The organism is Streptomyces sp. Y7, assembly GCF_043195415.1.
GTDB lineage: Bacteria > Actinomycetota > Actinomycetes > Streptomycetales > Streptomycetaceae > Streptomyces.
In genome coordinates this window covers 175,026-196,302 of record NZ_JBIDDQ010000015.1, presented here as the reverse complement: position 1 = coordinate 196,302, position 21,277 = coordinate 175,026, and the positions used below count along the sequence as shown (strand labels likewise).

The 21,277-nt window shown below is 71.3% G+C and carries 22 protein-coding genes; 13 read left to right on the top strand and 9 right to left on the bottom strand.

The genetic code is table 11. From position 1 onward, the window contains the following. Window positions 1-143 precede the first annotated feature (143 nt). A complete protein-coding gene (gene folP / locus ACGFW6_RS30250) occupies window positions 144-1,004 on the bottom strand; it encodes a dihydropteroate synthase (RefSeq protein ID WP_359405284.1) in 861 nt (286 codons plus the stop codon). Between the two features lie 146 nt (window positions 1,005-1,150). On the opposite strand from folP, the gene ACGFW6_RS30245 reads away from it, so the two are divergent. Together ACGFW6_RS30245 and ACGFW6_RS30240 are read left to right on the top strand one after the other, a co-directional pair. Next, window positions 1,151-1,501, top strand: a complete 351-nt coding sequence (locus ACGFW6_RS30245) for a DivIVA domain-containing protein (protein ID WP_393516706.1) — start codon at window positions 1,151-1,153, stop codon at window positions 1,499-1,501. Then, on the top strand, window positions 1,498-2,085 hold the full coding sequence (locus ACGFW6_RS30240) for a DNA-3-methyladenine glycosylase I (RefSeq protein ID WP_393516686.1): 588 nt from the start codon (window positions 1,498-1,500) through the stop codon (window positions 2,083-2,085). Before ACGFW6_RS30245 ends, ACGFW6_RS30240 begins: the two co-directional genes overlap by 4 nt. A gap of 64 nt (window positions 2,086-2,149) precedes the next feature. On the opposite strand, the gene ACGFW6_RS30235 is transcribed toward ACGFW6_RS30240, so the two are convergent. Then, the gene (locus ACGFW6_RS30235; RefSeq protein WP_393516683.1) at window positions 2,150-2,953 is read right to left on the bottom strand and encodes an enoyl-CoA hydratase/isomerase family protein; all 804 of its coding nucleotides are present in this window, start codon (window positions 2,951-2,953) and stop codon (window positions 2,150-2,152) included. Between the two features lie 374 nt (window positions 2,954-3,327). Here ACGFW6_RS30235 and ACGFW6_RS30230 point away from each other — a divergent pair, with 374 nt between their 5' ends. Beyond that, window positions 3,328-3,495: a DUF3117 domain-containing protein gene (locus ACGFW6_RS30230; protein WP_003966491.1), complete on the top strand. Its 168-nt coding sequence runs from the start codon at window positions 3,328-3,330 to the stop codon at window positions 3,493-3,495. Window positions 3,496-3,618: 123 nt separating this feature from the next. On the opposite strand, the gene ACGFW6_RS30225 is transcribed toward ACGFW6_RS30230, so the two are convergent. Next, window positions 3,619-4,317, bottom strand: coding sequence for an O-methyltransferase (locus tag ACGFW6_RS30225; RefSeq protein WP_393516703.1), 699 nt, complete (start codon window positions 4,315-4,317; stop codon window positions 3,619-3,621). Between the two features lie 235 nt (window positions 4,318-4,552). Here ACGFW6_RS30225 and sigE point away from each other — a divergent pair, with 235 nt between their 5' ends. The 5 genes from sigE (at window position 4,553) to ACGFW6_RS30200 (ending at window position 10,314) form a co-directional block, all read left to right on the top strand. Next, window positions 4,553-5,251, top strand: a complete 699-nt coding sequence (sigE, locus tag ACGFW6_RS30220; protein ID WP_125529651.1) for an RNA polymerase sigma factor SigE — start codon at window positions 4,553-4,555, stop codon at window positions 5,249-5,251. After that, the gene (locus ACGFW6_RS30215) at window positions 5,248-6,213 is read left to right on the top strand and encodes an anti-sigma factor family protein (RefSeq protein WP_393516680.1); all 966 of its coding nucleotides are present in this window, start codon (window positions 5,248-5,250) and stop codon (window positions 6,211-6,213) included. Before sigE ends, ACGFW6_RS30215 begins: the two co-directional genes overlap by 4 nt. Window positions 6,214-6,525: 312 nt before the next feature. Beyond that, window positions 6,526-8,793: a trypsin-like peptidase domain-containing protein gene (locus ACGFW6_RS30210; protein ID WP_393516677.1), complete on the top strand. Its 2,268-nt coding sequence runs from the start codon at window positions 6,526-6,528 to the stop codon at window positions 8,791-8,793. Window positions 8,794-8,977: 184 nt separating this feature from the next. Next, window positions 8,978-9,418, top strand: coding sequence for a sec-independent translocase (locus ACGFW6_RS30205; protein ID WP_393516674.1), 441 nt, complete (start codon window positions 8,978-8,980; stop codon window positions 9,416-9,418). A 227-nt stretch (window positions 9,419-9,645) separates the two neighbouring features. Then, window positions 9,646-10,314, top strand: coding sequence for a hypothetical protein (locus ACGFW6_RS30200; protein WP_393516672.1), 669 nt, complete (start codon window positions 9,646-9,648; stop codon window positions 10,312-10,314). Between the two features lie 133 nt (window positions 10,315-10,447). Here ACGFW6_RS30200 and ACGFW6_RS30195 read toward each other — a convergent pair whose 3' ends face one another. From ACGFW6_RS30195 to ACGFW6_RS30185, 3 genes are read right to left on the bottom strand one after another with little or no spacing between them, the layout of a single operon-like run. Then, window positions 10,448-11,581: an Mrp/NBP35 family ATP-binding protein gene (locus ACGFW6_RS30195; protein WP_393516669.1), complete on the bottom strand. Its 1,134-nt coding sequence runs from the start codon at window positions 11,579-11,581 to the stop codon at window positions 10,448-10,450. A gap of 43 nt (window positions 11,582-11,624) precedes the next feature. Beyond that, on the bottom strand, window positions 11,625-12,221 hold the full coding sequence (locus tag ACGFW6_RS30190; protein ID WP_393516666.1) for a DUF1003 domain-containing protein: 597 nt from the start codon (window positions 12,219-12,221) through the stop codon (window positions 11,625-11,627). Beyond that, window positions 12,211-13,506, bottom strand: a complete 1,296-nt coding sequence (locus ACGFW6_RS30185) for a magnesium transporter MgtE N-terminal domain-containing protein (protein ID WP_393516663.1) — start codon at window positions 13,504-13,506, stop codon at window positions 12,211-12,213. Before ACGFW6_RS30185 ends, ACGFW6_RS30190 begins: the two co-directional genes overlap by 11 nt. A 222-nt stretch (window positions 13,507-13,728) precedes the next feature. Here ACGFW6_RS30185 and ACGFW6_RS30180 point away from each other — a divergent pair, with 222 nt between their 5' ends. Next, window positions 13,729-14,475 carry a hypothetical protein gene (locus ACGFW6_RS30180; protein WP_393516661.1) on the top strand — a complete coding sequence of 249 codons (747 nt, stop codon included), beginning with the start codon at window positions 13,729-13,731 and terminating at the stop codon, window positions 14,473-14,475. A 101-nt stretch (window positions 14,476-14,576) separates the two neighbouring features. On the opposite strand, the gene ACGFW6_RS30175 is transcribed toward ACGFW6_RS30180, so the two are convergent. Together ACGFW6_RS30175 and ACGFW6_RS30170 are read right to left on the bottom strand one after the other, a co-directional pair. After that, window positions 14,577-15,083, bottom strand: a complete 507-nt coding sequence (locus tag ACGFW6_RS30175) for a hypothetical protein (RefSeq protein ID WP_393516659.1) — start codon at window positions 15,081-15,083, stop codon at window positions 14,577-14,579. Between the two features lie 56 nt (window positions 15,084-15,139). Next, complete coding sequence (locus tag ACGFW6_RS30170; RefSeq protein ID WP_393516657.1) at window positions 15,140-16,255, bottom strand: magnesium and cobalt transport protein CorA; 1,116 nt, start codon at window positions 16,253-16,255, stop codon at window positions 15,140-15,142. A 508-nt stretch (window positions 16,256-16,763) separates the two neighbouring features. On the opposite strand from ACGFW6_RS30170, the gene ACGFW6_RS30165 reads away from it, so the two are divergent. Continuing rightward, window positions 16,764-17,348 carry a suppressor of fused domain protein gene (locus ACGFW6_RS30165; RefSeq protein WP_393516655.1) on the top strand — a complete coding sequence of 195 codons (585 nt, stop codon included), beginning with the start codon at window positions 16,764-16,766 and terminating at the stop codon, window positions 17,346-17,348. Window positions 17,349-17,378: 30 nt separating this feature from the next. On the opposite strand, the gene ACGFW6_RS30160 is transcribed toward ACGFW6_RS30165, so the two are convergent. Then, window positions 17,379-18,605: an MFS transporter gene (locus ACGFW6_RS30160; protein ID WP_393516652.1), complete on the bottom strand. Its 1,227-nt coding sequence runs from the start codon at window positions 18,603-18,605 to the stop codon at window positions 17,379-17,381. A gap of 171 nt (window positions 18,606-18,776) precedes the next feature. Between ACGFW6_RS30160 and ACGFW6_RS30155 the strand changes: the two genes are divergently transcribed. From ACGFW6_RS30155 to ACGFW6_RS30145, 3 genes are all read left to right on the top strand, one after another. Further along, complete coding sequence (locus tag ACGFW6_RS30155; protein ID WP_393516649.1) at window positions 18,777-19,418, top strand: DUF6758 family protein; 642 nt, start codon at window positions 18,777-18,779, stop codon at window positions 19,416-19,418. Window positions 19,419-19,605: 187 nt separating this feature from the next. Beyond that, window positions 19,606-20,463 (top strand): PHP domain-containing protein, encoded by an 858-nt coding sequence (locus tag ACGFW6_RS30150; protein ID WP_393516646.1) that lies wholly within the window; start codon window positions 19,606-19,608, stop codon window positions 20,461-20,463. 167 nt (window positions 20,464-20,630) lie between these two features. Next, entirely contained in the window at window positions 20,631-21,236 is a 606-nt protein-coding gene (locus ACGFW6_RS30145) for a MarC family protein (RefSeq protein WP_393516643.1), read from the top strand. Window positions 21,237-21,277 lie beyond the last annotated feature (41 nt).

The following is a 21,277-nucleotide window of genomic DNA, read 5'->3' as shown; positions in this document are numbered from 1 at the left end:
GTGTTCTTCCAGCCCGTCCGGCGTGTGTTCTTCCAGCCCGTCCGGCGTTTGAGGACGAGGCCCTTTCGGGGCCGAAGCGGGGGTCCGGGGGCGGCAGCCCCCGGGGACGGGACGGGTAGGGGCGGCGGGGGCGAAGAAAGGCGTTACGCCAGCCCCCGCCGGGCCACCGCGGGCGGCCGGTGGCCCGCGATCGACGCCACCATGTCCAGCACCTGCCGGGTCTCCGCCACCTCATGGACCCGGTACACCTGCGCGCCCAGCCACGCCGACACCGCGGTCGTCGCCAGCGTCCCCACCACCCGCTCCTTGACGGGCTTGTCCAGGGTCTCCCCGACGAAGTCCTTGTTGGACAGGGAGACCAGCACCGGCCAGCCCGTCTCCACCATCTCCCCGAGCCGCCGGGTCGCCTCCAGGCTGTGCCGGGTGTTCTTCCCGAAGTCGTGCCCCGGGTCGATCATGATCGACTCCCGCGGCACCCCCAGCGCCAGCGCCCGCTCGGCCAGTCCCACGGTCACCCGCAGCACGTCGGCCATGATGTCGTCGTACGTCACCCGGTGCGGCCGCGTCCGGGGCTCCGCGCCTCCGGCGTGCGTGCAGACCAGCCCCACCCCGTAGCGCGCGGCGACCTCCGCGAGGCCGGGGTCCACGCCGCCCCACGCGTCGTTCAGCACATCGGCACCGGCCTCGCAGACCGCTGCGCCCACCTCGGCCCGCCAGGTGTCCACGCTGATCACGACGTCGGGGAAGCGCCGCCGCACCTCGGCCACGAACCCGACCGTGCGCCGTGCCTCCTCCTCGGCGGTCACCTCTTCGCCCGGTCCGGCCTTGACCCCGCCGATGTCGATGATCGCGGCCCCCTCGGCGACCGCCTGCTCCACGCGCGCGAGGGCCGGCTCGTCGCGGAACGTCGCCCCCTGGTCGTAGAAGGAGTCCGGGGTCCGGTTCACGATCGCCATGATCACCGGCTCGTGCGCGTCGAACTCGCGCCTGCCCAGCCTGAGCATCCCCTGTGACCTCTCCTTGAGCGTCCTGGTACGTCCTGGCCTTTCGGCCGCCTGCGACCTTAACCGTCAGAGTCGCATGGCACGATCGGACCCTGACACACTCGACCGCACGCATTCACCGGACCGTGGGGGCCACAGCGATGGTTATGTTCCTGTTCCTGGTCGTCGCGCTGGCCGTCGTGGTCACCGCGGTGACGCTCGCCGTGGTGGGCGGCGGCGAGGGCGGCGGCCCGCTGCCGGAGGCCGCGCCCGAGCGTCTCCAGGACCCGCTGCCCCCGGACCGCCCGGTCGGTCGCGCCGACATCGACAGCCTCCGCTTCCCGCTCTCCGCCCGCGGCTACCGCATGGCCGACGTCGACGACGCCCTCAGCCGCCTCGGCGCCGAGCTCGCCGAGCGTGACGCCCGCATCGCCGACCTGGAGTCCGCCCTGGCCGGCGCCCAGCCCTCACCCGGCCACATCTCCATGGAGAAGCCCGCCCCGGAGGACCAGCAGTGAGTGACGGCGAGGCTGTCGCGGGCCCCGACGGCGCCCTGCGCTGCCCCTGGGCCCTGTCCACCCCGGACTACGTGACGTATCACGACGAGGAGTGGGGCCGCCCGGTCCACGGGGACGACGCCCTCTTCGAACGGCTCAGCCTGGAGGCCTTCCAGTCGGGCCTGTCCTGGATCACGATCCTGCGGCGGCGCGAGGGCTTCCGCGCCGCTTTCGCGGGCTTCGAGATCGCCAAGGTCGCCACCTTCACGGACGCCGACAAGGACCGCCTCCTCGCGGATGCCGGCATCATCCGCAACCGGGCGAAGATCGAGGCGACCATGGCCAACGCACGCGCGCTGGCCGAGTGGACCCCCGGCGACCTGGACGACCTGATCTGGTCCCACGCCCCCGACCCGGCCGCCCGCCCGGCCCCGAAGACCCTGGCGGACGTCCCGGCGGTCACCCCGGAGTCGACGGCCCTGTCGAAGGCTCTGAAGAAGCGGGGCCTGCGCTTCGTGGGACCGACGACGGCATACGCCCTGATGCAGGCGTGCGGTCTGGTCGACGATCACTTGGCATCATGCGTGGCGCGAAGCGCCGATTAGGGGCGCGGGGAACTGCGCGACCAGCCCCCACCGGCCCGCAGCCTCCGACGGCGCCACCCCGAACTCATCGGCCCAGATACTTCGGCTTCTCTTTGTTGACGAAGGCATGCACCGCGATCGCATGGTCCTCGGAAGACCCGGCCCGCGTCTGCAACTCGTCCTCCTTCTCCAAGGTCTCCTCCAGCGAGTGCGACAGCCCGAACGCCACCGCCTCCTTGAGCGCCCCGTACGCCACCGTCGGCCCCTCGGCCAGCGCCCGCGCCACCTTCTCGGCCTCCGCACGCAGCTCGCCCGCGGGCACCAGCCGGTTCGCGATCCCCAGCTCGTACGCCTCCTGCGCCTTGATGTTCCGCGGGAAGAGCAGCAGGTCGGCGGCGCGGCCCGGGCCGACCACCCGCGGCAGCGTCCAGGAGATCCCGGAGTCGGCGGTGAGCGCGACCCCCGCGAAGGACGTGTTGAAGGCCGCGGTGTCGGCCACGACCCGGTAGTCCGCTGCCAGCGCGAACCCGAAGCCCGCCCCGGCCGCGACCCCGTTCACCCCGGCCACGACCGGCTTCCGCATCCCGGCCAGCGCCCGCACGATCGGGTTGTAGTGCTCTCGCACGGTGCTCATGGTCTGCCCCGACCCGGTCTCCCGGTCGGAGATCAGCAGCCCGATGTGCTCCTTCAGGTCCTGGCCCACGCAGAACGCCCGCTCGCCTGCCGCCGTCAGCAGCACGGCCCGTACGGCGTCGTCGCCCGCCGCGGCCTGGACCGCGTCCCGCAGAGCGACCTTGGCCGCGACGTTCAGCGCGTTCATCGCCTCGGGGCGGTTCAGCGTGATCGTCGCGAGTCCGTCGCTCACCTCGTAGAGCACGGTGTCGGCCATGGCGTATCCCCTCCGCTGTCGCGGTTCGGTCGTACCGGTCGGTACGCGAATGTCTGAGGACAGCATGGCGGAGATCACGGACAACGGGTCTGACCGGACGTGTGACCTGCGTCAAAGAAATTGCGTCCGGTTCCGTTCGGCCGAAGTGCGTGCGGTGGCGCAGTATCGCAGTCACATCGCCGAATTGAGTGGTTTTGCTCGCGTGCGTTGCCCAAGCGATGCCGACTGATGTTGGTCATCGGGTCCTGAGATGCGGGATAATGGCTTGGAAGCAATGTGTTCGATGCCGGTGTCGCGTGTCTGTGTCAGACGTGCGTGCCCTCCATGGGGCCGTCGGCTTTGACGATGAGCTGGTTTCAGGAAGGGGAACGAGCATGGCGGCCATGAAGCCGCGGACGGGCGATGGCCCGCTCGAGGTGACCAAGGAGGGGCGGGGCATCGTCATGCGCGTTCCGCTCGAAGGCGGCGGTCGGCTCGTCGTCGAGCTGACCCCTGACGAGGCCGACGCGCTCGGCGACGCCCTCAAGAAGGTCGTCGGCTGACGCGGCAGCGACCCTACCTTTTCGGCGGCCCCGGCATCACCCATGGTGCCGGGGTCGCTGCGTCTGCGGAACCTCGCGTGTCTCTTCCGCCCGCGATGACGTACGGCCGGTCGGGTCGGACGGTCAGCGCTTGACCGCGCACAGCAGCCCGTCCCCCACCGGCAGCAGCGAGGGCACCAGGTCCTGGCTCTCGCGCACCGCGCGCAGCAGCTCCCGGATACGTATGACCTCGGTGGGCTGAGGGCCCGAGTCGACCGTGCGGCCGTTGGTGAAGACGCCCTCGAAGGCGACCAGGCCACCCGGACGCAGCAGGCGCAACGATTCAGCGAGATAGTCGAGAAACTCGAGCCGGTCGCCGTCGCAGAAGACGAGGTCATAGCCCGCGTCCGCGAGCCGGGGCAGGACGTCCAGGGCGCGGCCCGGGATGAAGCGGGCGCGGTTGCTGGCGAAACCGGAGGCGCGGAAGGCCTGGCGGGCGAACTGCTGGTGCTCCGGCTCGGGGTCGACGGTGGTCAGGACGCCGTCCGGGCGCATGCCGTGCAGGAGGTGGATCCCGGAGACGCCGGTACCGGTGCCGATCTCCGCGACGGCCTTGGCGTCCACGGTGGCGGCGAGCATCCTCAGCGCGGCGCCCGTGCCGGGCGACACCGAGCGCAGCCCCGCCTCACGGGCCCGGTCCCGGGCCCAGCGCAGGACGTCGTCCTCGGCGACGTAGGCGTCGGCGAACGCCCAGCTCGTCTGCCGGTTGCCGGTAATGGCCCTCTCCTGTCCCCGTGGTTGCCTGGGCGTGACTGTATCCGTTGCGGCCGGGAACCCGCAGATGGGACCAGGCGTTTAGAGGGGTGGGAAGACGAGCGGGGGGACACAGTTGGATCACGACGACGAGCGAGGCCGCGAGCAGGCGCCGACGCAGGCGCACCAGCCGTCCCGGCCGAGATCAAATTCTCGTAAAACCGCTTATCCGGAGCTAACGGGCGAGGTGGCTATGGTAGGGGCTCCACTGGACACCACCAGAGCCGACAGGGGAGGTGCGGCTGCGCCTGTGGATCGGGGAGGAGTGCTGCGGCGCTTCCTCGGATCGGCGGGCAGGCCGAAATCCGTGAACGACACCGCTGACCACAGTCACGCCGGCGACTTCGCCCAGACCGCGACCTTCTCCACCGACGCGGACGGGCAGGCGTGGACTCCGCCCACCTGGGAGGAGATCGTCAGCACGCACAGCGGCCGGGTCTACCGACTGGCGTACCGCCTCACCGGAAACCAGCACGACGCCGAGGACCTCACGCAAGAGGTCTTCGTCCGTGTCTTCCGGTCCCTGTCGACCTATACGCCGGGCACCTTCGAGGGTTGGCTGCACCGCATCACCACCAACCTCTTCCTGGACATGGTGCGCCGCAAGCAGCGCATCCGCTTCGACGCGCTGGGGGAGGACGCGGCCGAGCGGCTGCCCAGCAAGGAGCCCACGCCGCAGCAGGTCTTCAACGACGCCCACTTCGACGCGGACGTCCAGCAGGCCCTCGACACCCTCGCGCCCGAGTTCCGGGCCGCCGTCGTCCTCTGTGACATCGAAGGACTGTCGTACGAGGAGATCGCCGCCACCCTCGGCGTCAAGCTCGGCACGGTCCGCTCCCGTATCCACCGGGGCCGCTCGCAGCTGCGCAAGGCCCTCGCCCACCGCTCGCCGGAGGCGCGCGCCGAGCGCCGCTCCTTCGTGCCGCGTGTGGCCGCGCTGGGGGGAGGGGGCGCGCCCGCGTGAGTGGCTCCCGACCCAATCCGGCCGAACGACTCCTGGCCGAGCAGCACCTAGGCGACCGACTCTCCGCCCTCGTCGACGGAGAGCTCGGTCATGAGACGCGCGAGCGGGTTCTCGCCCATCTGGCGACCTGCGCCAAGTGCAAATCCGAGGTCGACGCGCAGCGCCGGCTGAAGAACGTCTTCGCGGAGGCGGCCCCGCCGCCTCCCTCCGAGAGTTTCCTGGCCCGCCTTCAGGGCCTCCCCGGGGGAGGTGACCTGGACGGCGGCGGCTCGCCGCTGGGCGGGGGAGGGTTCGGCGGACTGTCCGGACGCCCTGGCACCACCGGGGCCTTCGGCGTGAAGCGCGGCGAGCGCTTCGAGTTCGGATACGTTCCCGCGGGCCCGCACGCCCCGTCGCTCCCCGCCTCCGACCGCGGCTTCCGCACCCACCCCGTGGGCCGTCCCGACACCGATCGCTCCGCGTCCTCGCGTATGCGGTTCGCGTTCGTCGCGGCGGGCGCGGTGTCACTGGCCGCCATCGCGCTGGGCGGAGTCACGACCAGCGTGCCGGCCGACACCGAGGCCCGTGGCAGCTCGGGCGGCAGCAATGTGACGCCGACGCGGACGCAGGGCACCGGCGCCGCGACCGCACCCGAGAACCAGCGCCGCCGTGGCGCGGGCCCGCTGCTCGCCCAGGGACAGGGGCAGCGCACGCTCGGCACCCCGGCGGCCTCGACCGAGGTGTCGGCCCCGCTGCTGCCCGGGATGCCGGCCCAGGGCGCCGACCAGGAGATGCACAGCCTGACGGCACCCGTGGTGGCCGGCGCGGCCGCCATGTCCCCGCTGATACGCCCGCTCAGTGCGACCCCGCCCCTCACCCTGACCGCCTGGTCCTCGGACGCCGGGATCACCGCGACCCCGGGTCTGCTCGCCGCACCCGTCCCCGACGCGACGTCGTCCCCCTCCTCGGCCGTCAACCGCTGACCGGCCTCTGCGCAGCGGCCCACGAACCTGATTGAATCCGGGGTGGGCCGCGCGCCGTGCCCTGCGGGCCGGGCGCGGAGTCGAGGAACCGCGGTCGCCGTTGTCGCCGCGTGCGGGTGGGGGAGGTAGCACGAAGTCGCCGGTTTCCCGAGGGAAGCCGAGCGCGACAGCGCAGTGTCGAGTAGGCATTTCGGGCGCCGGGACATCTCCCGGTGGCGGCCTGCGGAGGAACCAGGGAACGCGTTCGGGCGGGTTCTTCGGAAGGCCCGCGTCCTACTCGAGCATCGGTCGGCAGCGAGTAGGAAGCAGAACATGAACGAGGGGAAGCCCGCGAAGGCGAAGTGGTGGAACCGACCTCGACCGCAGGGGGCCTCGGGCCAGGCGGACGAGACGGCACCGACGCCGAACGAGACGGCACCCGAGAGCGCCGGGGAGCGGGTCTCCGCCGGGGATCCCTCCGGCGACTACGAGCTGCGGCCTGCCGCGGGCGACGGCGGTGAGACAGGCTCTGCCGACCGTGAGATCGGCTCCGCCGGTCGTGACTTGGCCTCCGCCGACGGTGACTTCGAGTTGGCACGGCCGGCGGCGAGCGCGGTCGGGGACGGCGGGGCTTGGGGCGACGGGGACTTCGAACTTCGGCCCGCTGGGAGTGGCCGAGGCGACTCGGCCTCCGACTTGGGCGACTTCGAGCTTCGGCCCGCCGCGAGTGGCGGCGCCGGCACGGCCTCCCACGAGGGCGACTTCGAGCTGGCTCGGCCGGCCGAGGAGCTCACGTCGGCAGCGGTGAGCACGGACAAGCGCTCCGAGCAGGCAACCGCTCCGGCGGTCCCCGTCGTGGAGCGGCCCAAGCCCCTCCACGACCCCGACCCCTACAGCACCCCGCCCTACGGCGAGCCGGGCCCCTGGGCGCCCGCACCGCCGGTCCAGCACCCGGCGACCACACCGGCCCACGGGACGGCCGTAGCGACGCCGCCAGGGCCCTCTATCCCTGCCGCCCCGCCTTCGGGCATCCCGGTCCCGGCCCAGGCGCCGGCTCCGGACCTCGCCGCCCCGGTTCAGGCGGCGCGCCCCGCCCCCGACGACTCGCTCGGTGGCCAGGCCCCGGCCGCGGGCACCGCCGTCCCGGCTCAGACCGCGACTGCCGATACCTCCGTGCCGGCCCAGGCCCCGCCCGCGGGCACCGCCGTCCCGGCTCAGACCGCGACTGCCGATACCGCCGTGCCGGCCCAGGCCCCGCCCGCGGGCACCGCCGTCCCGGCTCAGACCCCGCCCGCGGGCACCGCCGTCCCGGCTCAGACCGCAGTCCCCGCCCCTGCCTCCACCCCCGCTCCCGTGCAGACCGCCGTCCCCGTCGACGCGCCGCCCCCCGCCAATCCCTGGCAGAACTACGACCCCTGGGCTCTCGCGGCGCGGCCCGTGGCGCCGCTGCAGCAGAACGGGGTCGCTGTCGCCAGTAAGGAGCAGAGGCGTAAGCGGGCCAAGAAGGTGCTGTTCGTCGGGGCGCTGGTGCTGGCGTTGGTGTCCGGCGGCGTCGGCGGTGTCGTGGGGGCGTATCTGGAGCGCAATGGGGGCCTGGGAGGCGTCGAGCTGCCGCAGGCCGACGCCGAGTCCGTCGGGCGGGCACCGGACAGCGTCGCCGGGATCGCGGCCCGCGCACTGCCCAGTGTCGTGACCCTCCATGTGAGCGGCCGCGAGGAGCAGGGCACCGGCACCGGCTTCGTGCTCGACGACCGAGGTCACATCCTCACCAACAACCACGTCGTGGAACCCGCGGGCGACAACGGCGAGATATCCGTGACCTTCCACAGCGGCGACACCGCCAAGGCCACCGTCGTCGGCCGCGACAGCGGCTACGACCTCGCCGTCGTGAAGGTCGGCGGAGTCAGCGGCCTGAAGCCCCTGCCGCTCGGCAACTCCGACAACGTCCAGGTCGGCGACCCGGTCGTCGCCATCGGCGCCCCGTTCGACCTGGAGGGCACGGTCACCTCGGGCATCATCAGCGCCAAGGAGCGGCCCATCACGGCCGGCGGCGAGAGCGGCGACGCGAGCGACGTGTCGTACGTGGACGCGTTGCAGACCGACGCCCCCATCAACCCCGGCAACTCCGGCGGCCCTCTCCTCGACGCCCGGGCCCGGGTGGTCGGCATCAACTCCGCGATCCGTTCCGCCGACACCGGATCCGACCTCGAAGGCGCCCAGGCCGGTTCCATCGGGCTGGGGTTCGCGATCCCGGTCAACCAGGCCAAGCGCGTGGCCGAGGAGCTGATCAACACCGGCAGGGCGACGCACCCGGTCATCGGCGTCACCCTCGACATGGACTACGCGGGCGACGGGGCACGCGTGGGCACCAAGGGCAGCGACGGCGGCTCCGCGGTCACCGGCGGCGGCCCCGGCGACAAGGCCGGCATCGAGCCGGGCGACGTCATCACCGAGGTCGACGGGCAGCGCGTCCACTCCGGTGAGGAACTCATCGTCAAGACCCGTGCCCACCGCCCCGGTGACCGGCTGAAGCTGACCCTGGAGCGCGGCGGCAAGGAGGTCACGATCTCCCTGACCCTGGGCTCGTCGAGCGGTGGCTGAGCGGGGGCGGGGACTCACAGAAACCTCTCAGCGTGAGCCGTGTCACCCCCCACACGGGCCCTGACAAGGCAAACAACCCGGAAAACCGCACGCCCACACGCATTCGGAGGCCTCGGGACAGTACCGGTCGTAGCGGATCGCCGGGTACCGTGGAGCCGACCGAGGACATCGCAAGGAGCTTCAGGTGTTCAATGACATAGGACCGCTCGAGCTGGTGACGCTCATCGTCCTCGCCGTGCTCGTCTTCGGTCCGGACAAGCTCCCGAAGCTGATCCAGGACGCCACGCGGACGATCCGTAAGATCCGCGAGTTCTCGGAGAGCGCCAAGGAGGACATCCGGCAGGAACTCGGCCCGGAGTTCAAGGACTTCGAGTTCGAGGACCTCAACCCCAAGACGTTCATCCGCAAGCAGCTGGACAACGATGAACTGGGGCTCAAGGAGATCCGCAACGGCTTCGACCTGAAGAAGGAAATGGCCGAGGTCACCGACGCCGTGCACAGCCGTGAGTCGGACTCGCCGTCCTCGTCCGGCTCCTCGGGCTCCTCCGGCGGCAGCATCGACATGACGAAGAAGCCGGAGAGCCCCCGCGAGGAGCGCCCGCCGTACGACGCGGACGCCACCTGAGCCGTACGAACACGGGAGCGGTCGGCACCCGTACGTGACGCTTCTCATACTCCGCCCGGGTCGCACACGGCCTGATCCCGCCCTCCGTGCGCCCCACGCGCCGGGCGGTTTCCATGCTGCTCGGAGCGGTGTGGCTATGCTGCCGAGTTGTTGTGCGGACCGGACGAGTACGCCCGAAGGGGGGCGGGCCGGGCTGGTCCGGCGAGAGCGAGGAGGCGTCCGGGCACATGGAGACGACGAGTCAGACGACTAGTCGCGCAGTCGCGCAGGAACCGGCCGCGGAGAGCGGACAGCAGGTCCCCTCTGCCCGGCGCACGGTCGACGGCTACCTGCTGGCGCCCTTCCCGTGGTACGGCCTCGATGAGGCCTTCACGGGGCCGCGTTGGCTGATGCAGGTCGGTACGGCGGCCGACGGGGCCGTGGAACACGGATCGATCGGGCACGGGGACGAGCCCTCCGTGCGTAACGAGGCGACGGAGGACCGGGAGAAGTTCGCGGTCGTGGTGACCGTCGCCGCGAATCCGTCCCGGCGCAGTGCCGACGGAACGGGGCTGCTGGAGGCCACCTCGGTGTCCTCGGCGGCGTGGCTCGCGGGCGTCGGGCTGCTGACGTTCACGTGGCCCGGGCAGATGGACCACACGCTGCGGGACGACTGGCTGGAGCAGCAGACGGAGACGGCGTGGGCTCTGGCCGACGATCTCGCCGGGTCGGCGTGGTCGACGCTGTCCCTGCCGGTCGACGGGGTGCCGACGCCCTTCCACTACCGCGAGTCCGAGTTCGGGTGGGTGCTTGCCGGGTCCACTCAGGCGGGGGTGCACGTGGGGGCGTACGGGCGCGGGATGAGCGCGTACGGGCTCGGGTTCGCCGTGATCAAGGACATCGGGGAGTACGCGTAGGTCAATGGGGGCACCGTGGGATTTCGGTGCCCCCTCGCCGTAGCGCTTGATGACGTCCGGCGGCTGCGGATGCGTTGTGGCTGGTCGCGCAGTTCCCCGCGCCCCTGACGGGGCGCTCCCCGGAGGACGTTCTCTAGAACTTGTTGCGCGGCGTGATGCCCAGGGACATGCCCGACAGGCCCCGCTGGCGGCCGCCCAGCTTGCCCGCGATGGCGCGCAGGGCCGAGCCCGCCGGGCTGTCCGGGTCGGTCAGGACGACCGGCTTGCCCTCGTCGCCGCCCTCGCGCAGGCGGACGTCGATGGGGATGCTGCCGAGGACCGGGACGTTCGCGCCGGTCGTGCGGGTCAGGCCCTCGGCGACCATCTGGCCGCCGCCGGTGCCGAAGACGTCGACCATCTCGCCGCAGTGCGGGCACGGCAGGCCGGACATGTTCTCGACCACGCCGACGATCTTCTGATGGGTCTGGACGGCGATCGAGCCGGCCCGCTCGGCGACCTCGGCGGCGGCCTGCTGCGGGGTCGTCACGACCAGGATCTCGGCGTTCGGGACCAGCTGGGCGACGGAGATCGCGATGTCACCGGTGCCGGGCGGGAGGTCCAGGAGCAGGACGTCCAGGTCGCCCCAGTACACGTCCGCCAGGAACTGCTGGAGGGCGCGGTGGAGCATCGGGCCGCGCCACACGACCGGGGCGTTGCCGGGCGTGAACATGCCGATGGAGATGACCTTCACGCCGTTCGCCGACGGCGGCATGATCATGTTCTCGACCTGGGTCGGGCGCCCGTCGGCACCCAGCATGCGCGGCACGCTGTGGCCGTAGATGTCGGCGTCGACGACGCCCACCTTCAGGCCGTCGGCGGCCATCGCCGCGGCCAGGTTGACCGTGACGGAGGACTTGCCGACGCCGCCCTTGCCGGAGGCGACCGCGTAGACGCGGGTCAGCGAGCCGGGCTTGGCGAAGGGGACCTCGCGCTCGGCGGTGCCGCCGCGCAGGGCGTTCGCCAGCTCCTTGCGCTGTTCGTCGCTCATCACGTCGAGCGTGACGTCGACGCGGGTGACGCCCTCGACCGCGGCGACGGCGTCCGTCACACGCTGCGTGATCGTCTCGCGCATCGGGCAGCCGGAGACCGTCAGGTACACGGTGACCGCGACCGCACCGTCCGCACCGATCTCCACCGACTTGACCATCCCGAGTTCCGTGATGGGGCGGTTGATCTCGGGGTCGTTCACCGTCGCCAGTGCCTCGCGCACCGCGTCTTCCGTAGCCATAAGGACGATGGTACGGCCCGGTAGCCATGCCCCGGAAAGGCCGTCAGCGGTCGTCTACGTCACGTCCGCGCGACCGATCCGCCGGGAATACCCCGTGCTCGCGGTGACCGTTGTGCCGCTCCTCCAGCTCCTTCATCAGGTCCTGGAGCTCCGAGCGCATCCAGTCGCGGGTGGCCACCTCGCCCAGTCCGATGCGCAGGGAGGCGATCTCGCGGGTCAGGTACTCGGTGTCCGCGATGGACCGCTCGTTCTGCTTGCGGTCCTGTTCGAGGTTGACCCGGTCGCGGTCGTCCTGCCGGTTCTGAGCCAGCAGGATCAGCGGGGCGGCGTAGGAGGCCTGGAGCGAGAGCATCAGGGTCAGGAAGATGAACGGGTACTCGTCGAACTTCAGCACGCCGGGCGCGAAGATGTTCCACAGCACCCACACGATGATGACGACCGTCATCCAGACGATGAACCGTCCCGTGCCCAGGAAGCGCGCGATGCGCTCCGAGAGCCGTCCGAAGGCCTCCGGGTCCCACTCCGGCAGGAGCCGGCGGCGCGGCGGGCGGGGTTGGTCGAGGCGCGCGCGGGGCGCCCGGGAGGCCGCGGTGGCGCCCGAGGCCGTGCGCTCGCGCGCGCTCTCACGCTCATGCACCATGCCCTGGCACCCCCTCACCCGTGTCCTCGTCCAGATGGAACTCCGTCTCCCGCCAGTCGTCGGGCAGCAGATGGTCCAGTACGTCGTCCACGGTCACCGCGCCCAGGAGCGACCCCGAGTCGTCCACGACCGGGGCCGCGACCATGTCGTACGTGGCGAAGAACCCGGCCACGACCGGCAGCGCGGCGTCCGGCTCCAGCGCTTCGAGCGCCTCGTCGAGCAGCGCGCTGACCAGGGTGTACGGCGGGTCGCGCAGCAGGCGCTGGAAGTGGACCGTGCCGAGGTACTTGCCGGTGGGCGTCTCGTCGGGCGGCCGGCAGACGTACACCTGGGCGGCGAGGGCCGGGGACAGGTCGGGGTTGCGGACGCGGGCGAGGGCGTCGGCGACGGTGGCGTCGGGCCGCAGGATGATCGGCTCGGTCGTCATCAGACCGCCGGCCGTGTGCTCCTCGTACGCCATCAGACGGCGCATGTCGGCCGCGTCGGCGGGCTGCATCAGGCTCAGCAGCCGTTCCTGCTCGTCCGTCGGGAGCTCGCTGAGCAGGTCGGCCGCGTCGTCGGGGTCCATGGCCTCCAGGACGTCGGCGGCCCGCTCCTGCTTCAGCTTGCCGAGGATCTCGATCTGGTCGTCCTCGGGCAGCTCCTCCAGGACGTCGGCCAGCCGGTCGTCGTCGAGGGCGGCCGCGACCTCCGCGCGGCGCTTGGGGGAGAGGTGGTGCAGGACGTTGGCGAGGTCGGCGGGCCGCAGCTGCTCGAAGGTGGCCAGGAGGGACTCGGCGCCCTGCCCCTGCTCCTCCAGGGAGAAGCCGGTGACGGCGGACCACTCGACGGTCAGCGACTCGCCCTTGGCGCGCCGCAGGGGGCCGCTGCGGCCGCCCTTGCGCACGAAGATCTTGTCGATCTCCCAGTCCCGGCGGGCCGGCAGCTGCCCGACCGACAGATCGAGGACGGTGACCTCCTCGCCGGTCTCGACGAGGATGACGCGCCGGTCCAGGAGCTCGCCGAAGACGAGGCGCTCGGTGGGGCGCTGTTCGAAGCGGCGGACGTTGAGCACACCGGTGGTGATGACCTGGCCGGACTCGACGCCGGTCACGCGGGTCATGGGCAGGAAGATGCGGCGCCGGGTGGAGAGTTCGACGACGAGGCCGAGCAGCCGCGGGGGACGCCGGCCGACCCGGAGCATGACGACCAGATCGCGCACGCGTCCCACCTGGTCGCCGTTCGGGTCGAAGACGGCGATACCGGCGAGATGCGAGACGAAGATCCGGGGAGCGCCGGCTGCCATGGCTGAGGCTCCTTTGCGTGCCGGGTGTGCGTGTTGCTGTCGAGGCTGCGCTGCCGTGCCGCCTTTTGTCGAATTGCCCGCTCGGGTGGGCTTCAGGCTAGCCCGTCCGGATCCGATACGCCCTGGTGAGAGGTCCGGACGGACCGGCTCCGCCCGGGGGGTGACGTGCGGGTACGCTGCCGTACGCCGCTCAGGTCCCACGACAGAAAGGCAGCCCCACCTGTGACTGCGATGCCCCAGGGTCGTACTCGCCGGGCCGCGCTGGTGACCGCCATCTGCGCCCTGGTCGTGTCGGGAACGGGACTGACGGGATGCAGTGAGGACCCGGACGAGGGCACCAACGGGGTCGGCAGGCTGCCGGTCGCCGACATCCAGCGCAAGGCCCGTGCGGCCGCCGACGCGGCCGAAGCGGTCCACCTGGCCGGCAACGTGGTCACCTCCGGGCGCACCTACGAGCTCGACATGCAGCTCAAGGCCGACGGAGCCACGGGATCGGTCGCCGCGCAGGGATCCACCTTCCAGTTGCTGCGGATCGGCGAGCAGCTCTACCTGAAGGCCGACTCCGGTTTCTGGAGCGACGCGGGCAACGACGGCAAGGCGGACGCCGGGGCCGTGGACAAGCTGAACGGCAAGTTCGTGAAGGTGCCGCAGGGCGACCCGGCGTACAAGAAGTTCAGCGGCTTCACGGACAAGGACGTGCTCCTCGACGGACTGCTGACGCTGCACGGCAAGGTGGAGACGGACGGCCACCACGAGCAGGCGGGCCTGCGCACCATCCGCATCACCGGCGACAAGGGCTCCGGCGGCACCCTCGACGTCTCCCTGGAGGGTGACCCCTATCCCCTGCTGCTGACCCGGGCGGGCGGCGGCGGCACCCTCACCTTCTCCGACTGGGGCAAGGACTTCGCCCTGGAGAAGCCGAAGAAGGGCGACACCGTGGACTACGGCAAGCAGCTGCCGACGTCGTAGCAGCGCGCCCCGAAGCAGCGCGGCTGATTCGGCTGCGGTCCAGCAGCGCCCCAGGGGCGCGGGGAACCGCGACCAGCCACGACGGCGCGGCAGTCGACGTCTCAGCGACGCCGCTTCAACAGCAGCCGCGGCAACCCCGCCGGAATAGGCTGACGCGTCGTCGCCGCGGACGGCAGCGGCGCCTCGGCCAGCGACCCCTCCGGCAGCGCCGCTACGGCCCCCGTCGGCTCCAGGCGCAGCACCCGGCACTCACGGGCCCAGCGCCCCGGCATCGCCTCGCCGTCGGGGGCGTTCAGACGCTTGCCCTTGAGCTCGCCGACCGTCGCCTCCCACTGCTCGGAGCCCGCGCCGAGCTCGACGACCTTCGCCGTCCAGGAGACCAGCCGGCCGCCCTTGTCCTTGCTGCGGACCGTCACCTCGGCCTCGGCCCCGTCGGCCAGCCCCGGCAGCGGCTGCTCACCCGGGCCGTCGCCGACGACACAGGCCGCACCCTCGTGCCACACGTGCCACAGCGCCCGGGCCGGGGCACCGGGGCCCCTGACCCAGATGAGGCCGGACTTCTTGGTGGCCTCCTCGACGAGGGCCTGGTCGAGCAGCTCGCTTGTCATGGCCCCAAGACTATCCAGCGGCGCCCCGGCCGGCCGGGGCGCCGGATCCGCTCCGGTCAGAGCCAGCCGTTGCGCTTCAGCGTGCGGTGGATGCCGAGACAGATCGCCACCGTGACGCTCAGGATCACCGGGTAGCCGTACTTCCAGTGCGTCTCCGGCATGTAGTCGAAGTTCATGCCGTACACACCGCACACCATCGTCGGTACGGCGATGATCGCGGCCCACGAGGTGATCTTCCGCATGTCCTCGTTCTGCGCGACGGACGCCTGGGCGAGGTTGGCCTGGAGGATCGAGTTGAGGAGCTCGTCGAAGCCGATGACCTGCTCGTGCACGCGCGCGACATGGTCGGCGACGTCCCGGAAGTACTTCTGGATGTCGGGGTCGATCAGCCGCATCGGCCGCTCGCTCAGCAGCTGCATGGGCCGCAGCAGCGGTGACACCGCCCGCTTGAACTCCAGCACCTCACGCTTGAGTTGGTAGATCCGGCCGGCGTCGGTGCCGCGCGGTGTGCCCTTGCGCCCGGGCGAGAACACCTCGGTCTCCACCTCGTCGATGTCGTCCTGCACCGCGTCGGCGACGGCGATGTACCCGTCGACGACATGGTCGGCGATGGCGTGCAGCACGGCCGACGGGCCCTTGGCGAGCAGCTCGGGGTCGTCCTGGAGGCGGTGCCGCAGCGCGCGCAGCGAGCCCTGCCCGCCGTGCCGGACGGTGATGAAGAAGTCCCGGCCGGTGAAGCACATGACCTCGCCGGTCTCGACGACCTCGCTGTTGGCGGTGAGCTCGTCGTGCTCGACGTAGTGGATGGTCTTGAAGACGGTGAACAGGGAGTCGTCGTAGCGCTCCAGCTTGGGGCGCTGGTGTGCCTGCACGGCGTCCTCGACGGCCAGCGGGTGCAGTCCGAACTCACCGGCGATACCGGAGAATTCGGCCTCGGTGGGCTCGTGCAGCCCGATCCACACGAAGCCCCCGTCGCGCCGCACCTGGCGCATCGCCTCGTGCGGGGTCAGCGGCTGCTCGGTCTCCAGACGGCGGCCGTCGCGGTAGACGGCGCAGTCGACCACGGCCGAGGGAGTCGCGGGGTCGCGGGTGGTGTCGTAGGCGCCGCTGTCCTTGCGCAGCGACGTACGGGCCGGACGGACCACGGCGCGCAGGTCTCGGATCATCGACATGAGCAGGCTCCTTCGCAACGGGCAACGAAGCTTCGGAGGGCCGCAGCACGGCTGGAACTGCCCGGAATGGGGACGTCCTGACCTCAGGATGTTTGGCACGTCCACAAAGCGGGGAGCACCGCACCGTTGCGGTGGTGGGCTTCGTTGCTGATTCAGATCAGACCGATCAGGCAAAGCGAAACGAAGTGCTCTTCCGTGGGAGGACGCAAGCGTGAAGGGACGGCGGTCAGCCGGAGCGGAACAGCCGGATCAGCTACATCAGCGGCGGGAAGAGCGAGTGGTACTGCACGGTCGACTTCGATCCATGACAGCCCCACCTCCTCCGGCCGGTCCCTCGTGAGGGACGTTCCATACCCCGTATGGGGTTCCCCGTAGGGGAGATTTCATCGGCGTCGAGACTCGATAGCGACGCTTCTGCGTGCTGCCCCGAACACCGGGCAAGACTATCAGCCGACTGCAGTGTCAAGGCGCTGCTTTGCCCTGTACTGACGAGTTCTATGCTCGCGGCATGGCTGATGTTCTTCCTCTGGTCGAAGCCCGGTTGCGCACCGCACTGGGCGAACCGGGCGCCCGCGCGGCGGTCACCTTCCTCGGTACGGAACGCATCGAGGTGCTCCGTTTCCAGGAGGGCGACATCGTCCGCTACGCCACGCTCGGCATGTCCGCGCAGCCCATGAGCGACCCCACCGCGGTCGTCGCCGACCCGGTCAAGGGGCCGCGCGCGGAGCTGGTCCTGTCGGTGCGCGCCGGGATCGCCGACACCGACAAGGTGCTCCGTCCGCTCGCCGTGCTCGCCGCGTCCCCGCAGGTCGAGGGCCTGATCGTGGCCCCGGGTGCCTCGCTGGACGTCGGTGAACCGCTGTGGCCCGGCGCCCCGTTCACCTCGGTCCTGGTCGCCGAGCCGGGCGGCCTGGTCGAGGACCTGGAGCTGGATGAGCCCCTGGACCCCGTGCGCTTCCTGCCGCTGCTCCCCATGACGCCGAACGAGGCCGCCTGGAAGCGGGTGCACGGCGCCCAGGCGCTCCAGGAGCGCTGGCTCACCAGCGGGACGGACCTGCGGGATCCCGCCCGCAGGTCCGTCCCGCTTGAGTGAGGAACCTCACCAACCGGTGGCTGAAAAGCGTCAGTTGGCGAACACCGTGACGCCGTCCTGCGTCGCGTGCCGCGTCTCCAGCTCCTCTGCCTCGTGGGTCAGCGCGTTGCGCCGTACGAGGACCACGAGCGCGCCCGCGACGGCGGTGACGGCCGCCACCACGAACGGGACGCGCAGGCTGCCGGTCCACTCCTCGATCCGCGGCGCGAAGTAGGGCGCCGCCGCCGCGGCGAACCACCGGACGAAGTTGTAGCCCGCGCTCGCCACGGGGCGCGGCGCGTCCGAGACGCCCAGGGCCAGCTCCGTGTAGACGGTGTTGTTCACGCCGATGAACGCGCCGGAGAGGATCGTGCAGACGACGGCGGTGGTGTGGTCGCCGTAGCCGAGGACCAGGACGTCCGCCGCGAGCAGCACCAGTGACCCGCCGAGCACCTTCAGCGAACCGAACCGCTTCTGCATGCGGGGGGCCACGATGACCGAGAACACCGCCAGCAGCACGCCCCAGGCGAAGAACACCGCGCCCGACCGGTACGGGCTCATGTTCAGCACGAACGGCGTGAAGGCCAGCACGGTGAAGAACGTGTAGTTGTAGAAGAACGCCGAGACCGCCGCGGATGCCAGGCCGCCGTGGCCGAGGGCCTTGAGCGGGTCCAGCAGCGAGGTCTTGCGGGCCGGCTTCGGCTGCTCCTTGAGGAAGGCCGCGATGCACAGGAAGCCGACGGCCATCAGGAAGGCCGTACCGAAGAAGGGGTAGCGCCAGTTCGCGTCGCCGAGCAGGGCGCCCAGCAGCGGTCCGCACGCCATGCCGAGGCCGAGGGCGGACTCGTAGAGCAGGATCGCCGCCGCGCTGCCGCCGGCCGCCGCGCCGACGATGACGGCGAGGGCGGTGGAGACGAACAGCGCGTTGCCGAGCCCCCAGCCCGCCCGGAACCCGACCAGTTCGCCGACCGATCCGGACGTGCCCGCGAGCCCGGCGAAGACGACCACGAACGCGAGGCCGAGCAGCAGGGTCCTGCGGCCGCCGATCCGGCTCGAGACGAAGCCGGTGAGCAGCATCGCGACGGCCGTGATGAGGAAGTACGAGGTGAAGAGCAGGGAGACCTGGCCGGGCGTGGCGTTCAGGCCGCCGGCGATGGACGGCAGGATCGGGTCGACGAGTCCGATGCCCATGAAGGCGACGACGGACGCGCCGGCGGTCGCCCACACGGCCCGCGGCTGCCGCAGAAGGCCGCCCGCTCCCGCGTCGAAGGGGTCCATACCGTTCTCCAATCCGGACTGATGTAGATGGCTACTGCACAGAATATGTTAGCTAGGCTAATTAATGCAAGCTACATCTATATCGGCCGGATCCGGGTTTCCCGTGCCGGTTCCGTCCGGACGGGTGATCGTCCTTGACGTGGCGGACGAGGGGTAGGACCGTGGGGGCCTATGAGGGGCGAACCCAGTTGCCCGAAGTGTGGTGGCCGGGTCAGGGCTCCCGGACTCTTCGCCGACACCTGGCAATGCGACCTGCACGGCACCGTGCATCCGGTGCAGCCCGTGATCCCGCCCAGCGTCGAGGCCCTCGGTGTGGTCGTGCACCGCACGCAGGTGCCCGTGTGGATGCCGTGGCCGCTGCCGATCGGCTGGCTGTTCACCGGAGTCGCCAGCGCGGGGGACGACCGCAGCGGCGGCAGAGGCAGTGTGGTGGCCTGCTCCGGGCCCGGGCCGCTCGGCGGCATGGGCGAGCTGATCCTCGTCGCGGAGGAGCTGGGAGTCGGGCTCGGTGCGCGCTACGCCGGCATCGACGGCCCGGACCCCGGGTCGTACATGAACGTCGAGAAGCCGCCCCAGGCCAAGGTCCTCGCCGCCGGGCGGCCCACACCGCTGTGGCATGTGTCGGGCACGCCCGACGACCGTGCCGTGTTCGCGGGGGAGGCGCTCGGGATGTGGCTGTGGGCGGTCATGTGGCCCGAGCAGTCGGGGCTGTTGATGTACGACGAGCTCGTGCTGACGGACCTGCGGGATGCGGGGGCCGAAGTGGAGCTGGTGCCCTGCGGGGCGTTGTCGCCGCGGTTGCTGGAGCCGTAGCGCCCACCGGGTCGGGGGTGTCGCTTGTCGGGCGGCTGCGGGTGGTGTGTGGCTGGTCGCGCAGTTCCCGCGCCCCTGGGTGGGCTGATGTAAGGGGCGCTCGGCTGTACGGGTGTGACAGGCGTCGTTGAAAATCTGGTTATCCTTGAGCGTCCACTTCCTGCCGTCCCCGTCTGGAGTTCGCGTCGTGCGTATCGATCTGCACACCCACTCCACCGCTTCCGACGGTACGGACACCCCCGCTGAGCTGGTGCGCAATGCCGGTGCGGCCGGGCTGGACGTCGTGGCGCTCACCGATCACGACACCACCCGCGGGTACGCCGAGGCCCTCGCCGCGCTGCCCGACGGGCTCACGCTCGTCACCGGCGCCGAGCTGTCCTGTCGTATCGACGGCATCAGCATGCACATGCTGGCCTACCTCTTCGACCCCGAGGAGCCCGCGCTGCTCGCCGAGCGGGAGCTCGTGCGGGACGACCGGGTGCCCCGGGCCCAGGGCATGGTCGCCAAGCTCAACGAGCTGGGTGTGCCCGTCACCTGGGACCAGGTGCTGCGGATCGCCGGCGACGGCTCGGTCGGGCGGCCGCACGTCGCCTCCGCGCTGGTCGAGCTCGGGGTCGTCCCGAGCGTGGGCGACGCCTTCACCGAGGACTGGCTCGCCGACGGCGGCCGGGCCTATGTGGCGAAGCACGAGACCGACCCGTTCGAGGCGATCCGGCTGGTCAAGGCCGCGGGTGGCGTGACCGTGTTCGCGCATCCCGCCGCGAGCAAGCGCGGCCGTACGGTGCCGGAGTCCGCGATCGCCGAGCTGGCCGCGGCCGGGCTCGACGGCATCGAGGTCGACCACATGGACCACGACCCCGACACCCGCGCGCGGCTGCGCGGGCTCGCCAAGGAGCTCGGGCTGCTGCCGACCGGGTCCAGCGACTACCACGGCAGCCGCAAGACGTGCGCGCTCGGTGAGTACACGACGGATCCCGAGGTGTACGGCGAGATCACGCGCCGGGCGACCGGGGCCTTCCCCGTGCCGGGGACCGGCGGGGCCTAGGCCCACAAGCGCAGGTCGATCACCTTCACGTCCGTTTCCGGGCACCCGGCGCCGCCGGCCGTGCCCGTCCGTTCCCCCTCGCGGAACAACTGTCCCCCGCGGTAGCGGCATCGCACGGCGCTGCCTGCCCACCGCGCGTTCTCCCTCACTCGCAAGGCCCCTCACGCATGTTCGACGTCGCCGTCTTCGGCTCCCTGTTCCTGACCCTGTTCGTCATCATGGATCCCCCCGGGATCACCCCGATCTTCCTCGCGCTCACCGCGGGCCGGCCGGCCAAGGTGCAGAAGCGGATGGCCTTCCAGGCCGTCTGTGTCGCGGGCGGGGTGATCGCGGTGTTCGGACTCCTCGGTCACCAGATCCTCAACTACCTGCATGTCTCCGTCCCCGCGCTGATGATCGCGGGCGGGCTGCTGCTCCTGCTGATCGCGCTCGACCTGCTCACCGGCAAGACCGACGAGCCGAAGCAGACCAAGGACGTCAACGTCGCGCTCGTCCCGCTGGGCATGCCGCTGCTGGCAGGGCCGGGTGCGATCGTGTCGGTCATCCTCGCCGTGCAGAAGGCCGACAGCGCCGCGACGCAGGTGTCGGTGTGGTCGGCGATCGTCGCCATCCATGTCGTGCTGTGGATCGTCATGCGCTACTCGCTGCTCATCATCCGCGTCATCAAGGACGGCGGCGTGGTCCTGGTGACCCGGCTCGCGGGCATGATGCTCTCCGCGATCGCCGTGCAGCAGATCATCAACGGCGTGACCCAGGTGATCCAGGGCGCCTGAGCCGCGGACGCGCGAAGCCCCCGTACGCCGTGAGTGGCGTA

Bases quoted from the DNA above. Each gene is read 5' to 3' on its own strand.
- folP (WP_359405284.1), bottom strand. From the start codon at position 1,004: ATGCTCAGGCTGGGCAGGCGCGAGTTCGACGCGCACGAGCCGGTGATC.
- ACGFW6_RS30155 (WP_393516649.1), top strand. From the start codon at position 18,777: ATGAGGGGCGAACCCAGTTGCCCGAAGTGTGGTGGCCGGGTCAGGGCT.
- ACGFW6_RS30160 (WP_393516652.1), bottom strand. From the start codon at position 18,605: ATGGACCCCTTCGACGCGGGAGCGGGCGGCCTTCTGCGGCAGCCGCGG.
- ACGFW6_RS30175 (WP_393516659.1), bottom strand. From the start codon at position 15,083: ATGACAAGCGAGCTGCTCGACCAGGCCCTCGTCGAGGAGGCCACCAAG.
- ACGFW6_RS30210 (WP_393516677.1), top strand. From the start codon at position 6,526: ATGAACGAGGGGAAGCCCGCGAAGGCGAAGTGGTGGAACCGACCTCGA.
- ACGFW6_RS30245 (WP_393516706.1), top strand. From the start codon at position 1,151: ATGTTCCTGTTCCTGGTCGTCGCGCTGGCCGTCGTGGTCACCGCGGTG.
- ACGFW6_RS30235 (WP_393516683.1), bottom strand. From the start codon at position 2,953: ATGGCCGACACCGTGCTCTACGAGGTGAGCGACGGACTCGCGACGATC.
- ACGFW6_RS30185 (WP_393516663.1), bottom strand. From the start codon at position 13,506: ATGGCAGCCGGCGCTCCCCGGATCTTCGTCTCGCATCTCGCCGGTATC.
- ACGFW6_RS30145 (WP_393516643.1), top strand. From the start codon at position 20,631: ATGTTCGACGTCGCCGTCTTCGGCTCCCTGTTCCTGACCCTGTTCGTC.
- ACGFW6_RS30230 (WP_003966491.1), top strand. From the start codon at position 3,328: ATGGCGGCCATGAAGCCGCGGACGGGCGATGGCCCGCTCGAGGTGACC.
- ACGFW6_RS30165 (WP_393516655.1), top strand. From the start codon at position 16,764: ATGGCTGATGTTCTTCCTCTGGTCGAAGCCCGGTTGCGCACCGCACTG.
- ACGFW6_RS30195 (WP_393516669.1), bottom strand. From the start codon at position 11,581: ATGGCTACGGAAGACGCGGTGCGCGAGGCACTGGCGACGGTGAACGAC.
- ACGFW6_RS30170 (WP_393516657.1), bottom strand. From the start codon at position 16,255: ATGTCGATGATCCGAGACCTGCGCGCCGTGGTCCGTCCGGCCCGTACG.
- ACGFW6_RS30200 (WP_393516672.1), top strand. From the start codon at position 9,646: ATGGAGACGACGAGTCAGACGACTAGTCGCGCAGTCGCGCAGGAACCG.
- ACGFW6_RS30190 (WP_393516666.1), bottom strand. From the start codon at position 12,221: ATGGTGCATGAGCGTGAGAGCGCGCGCGAGCGCACGGCCTCGGGCGCC.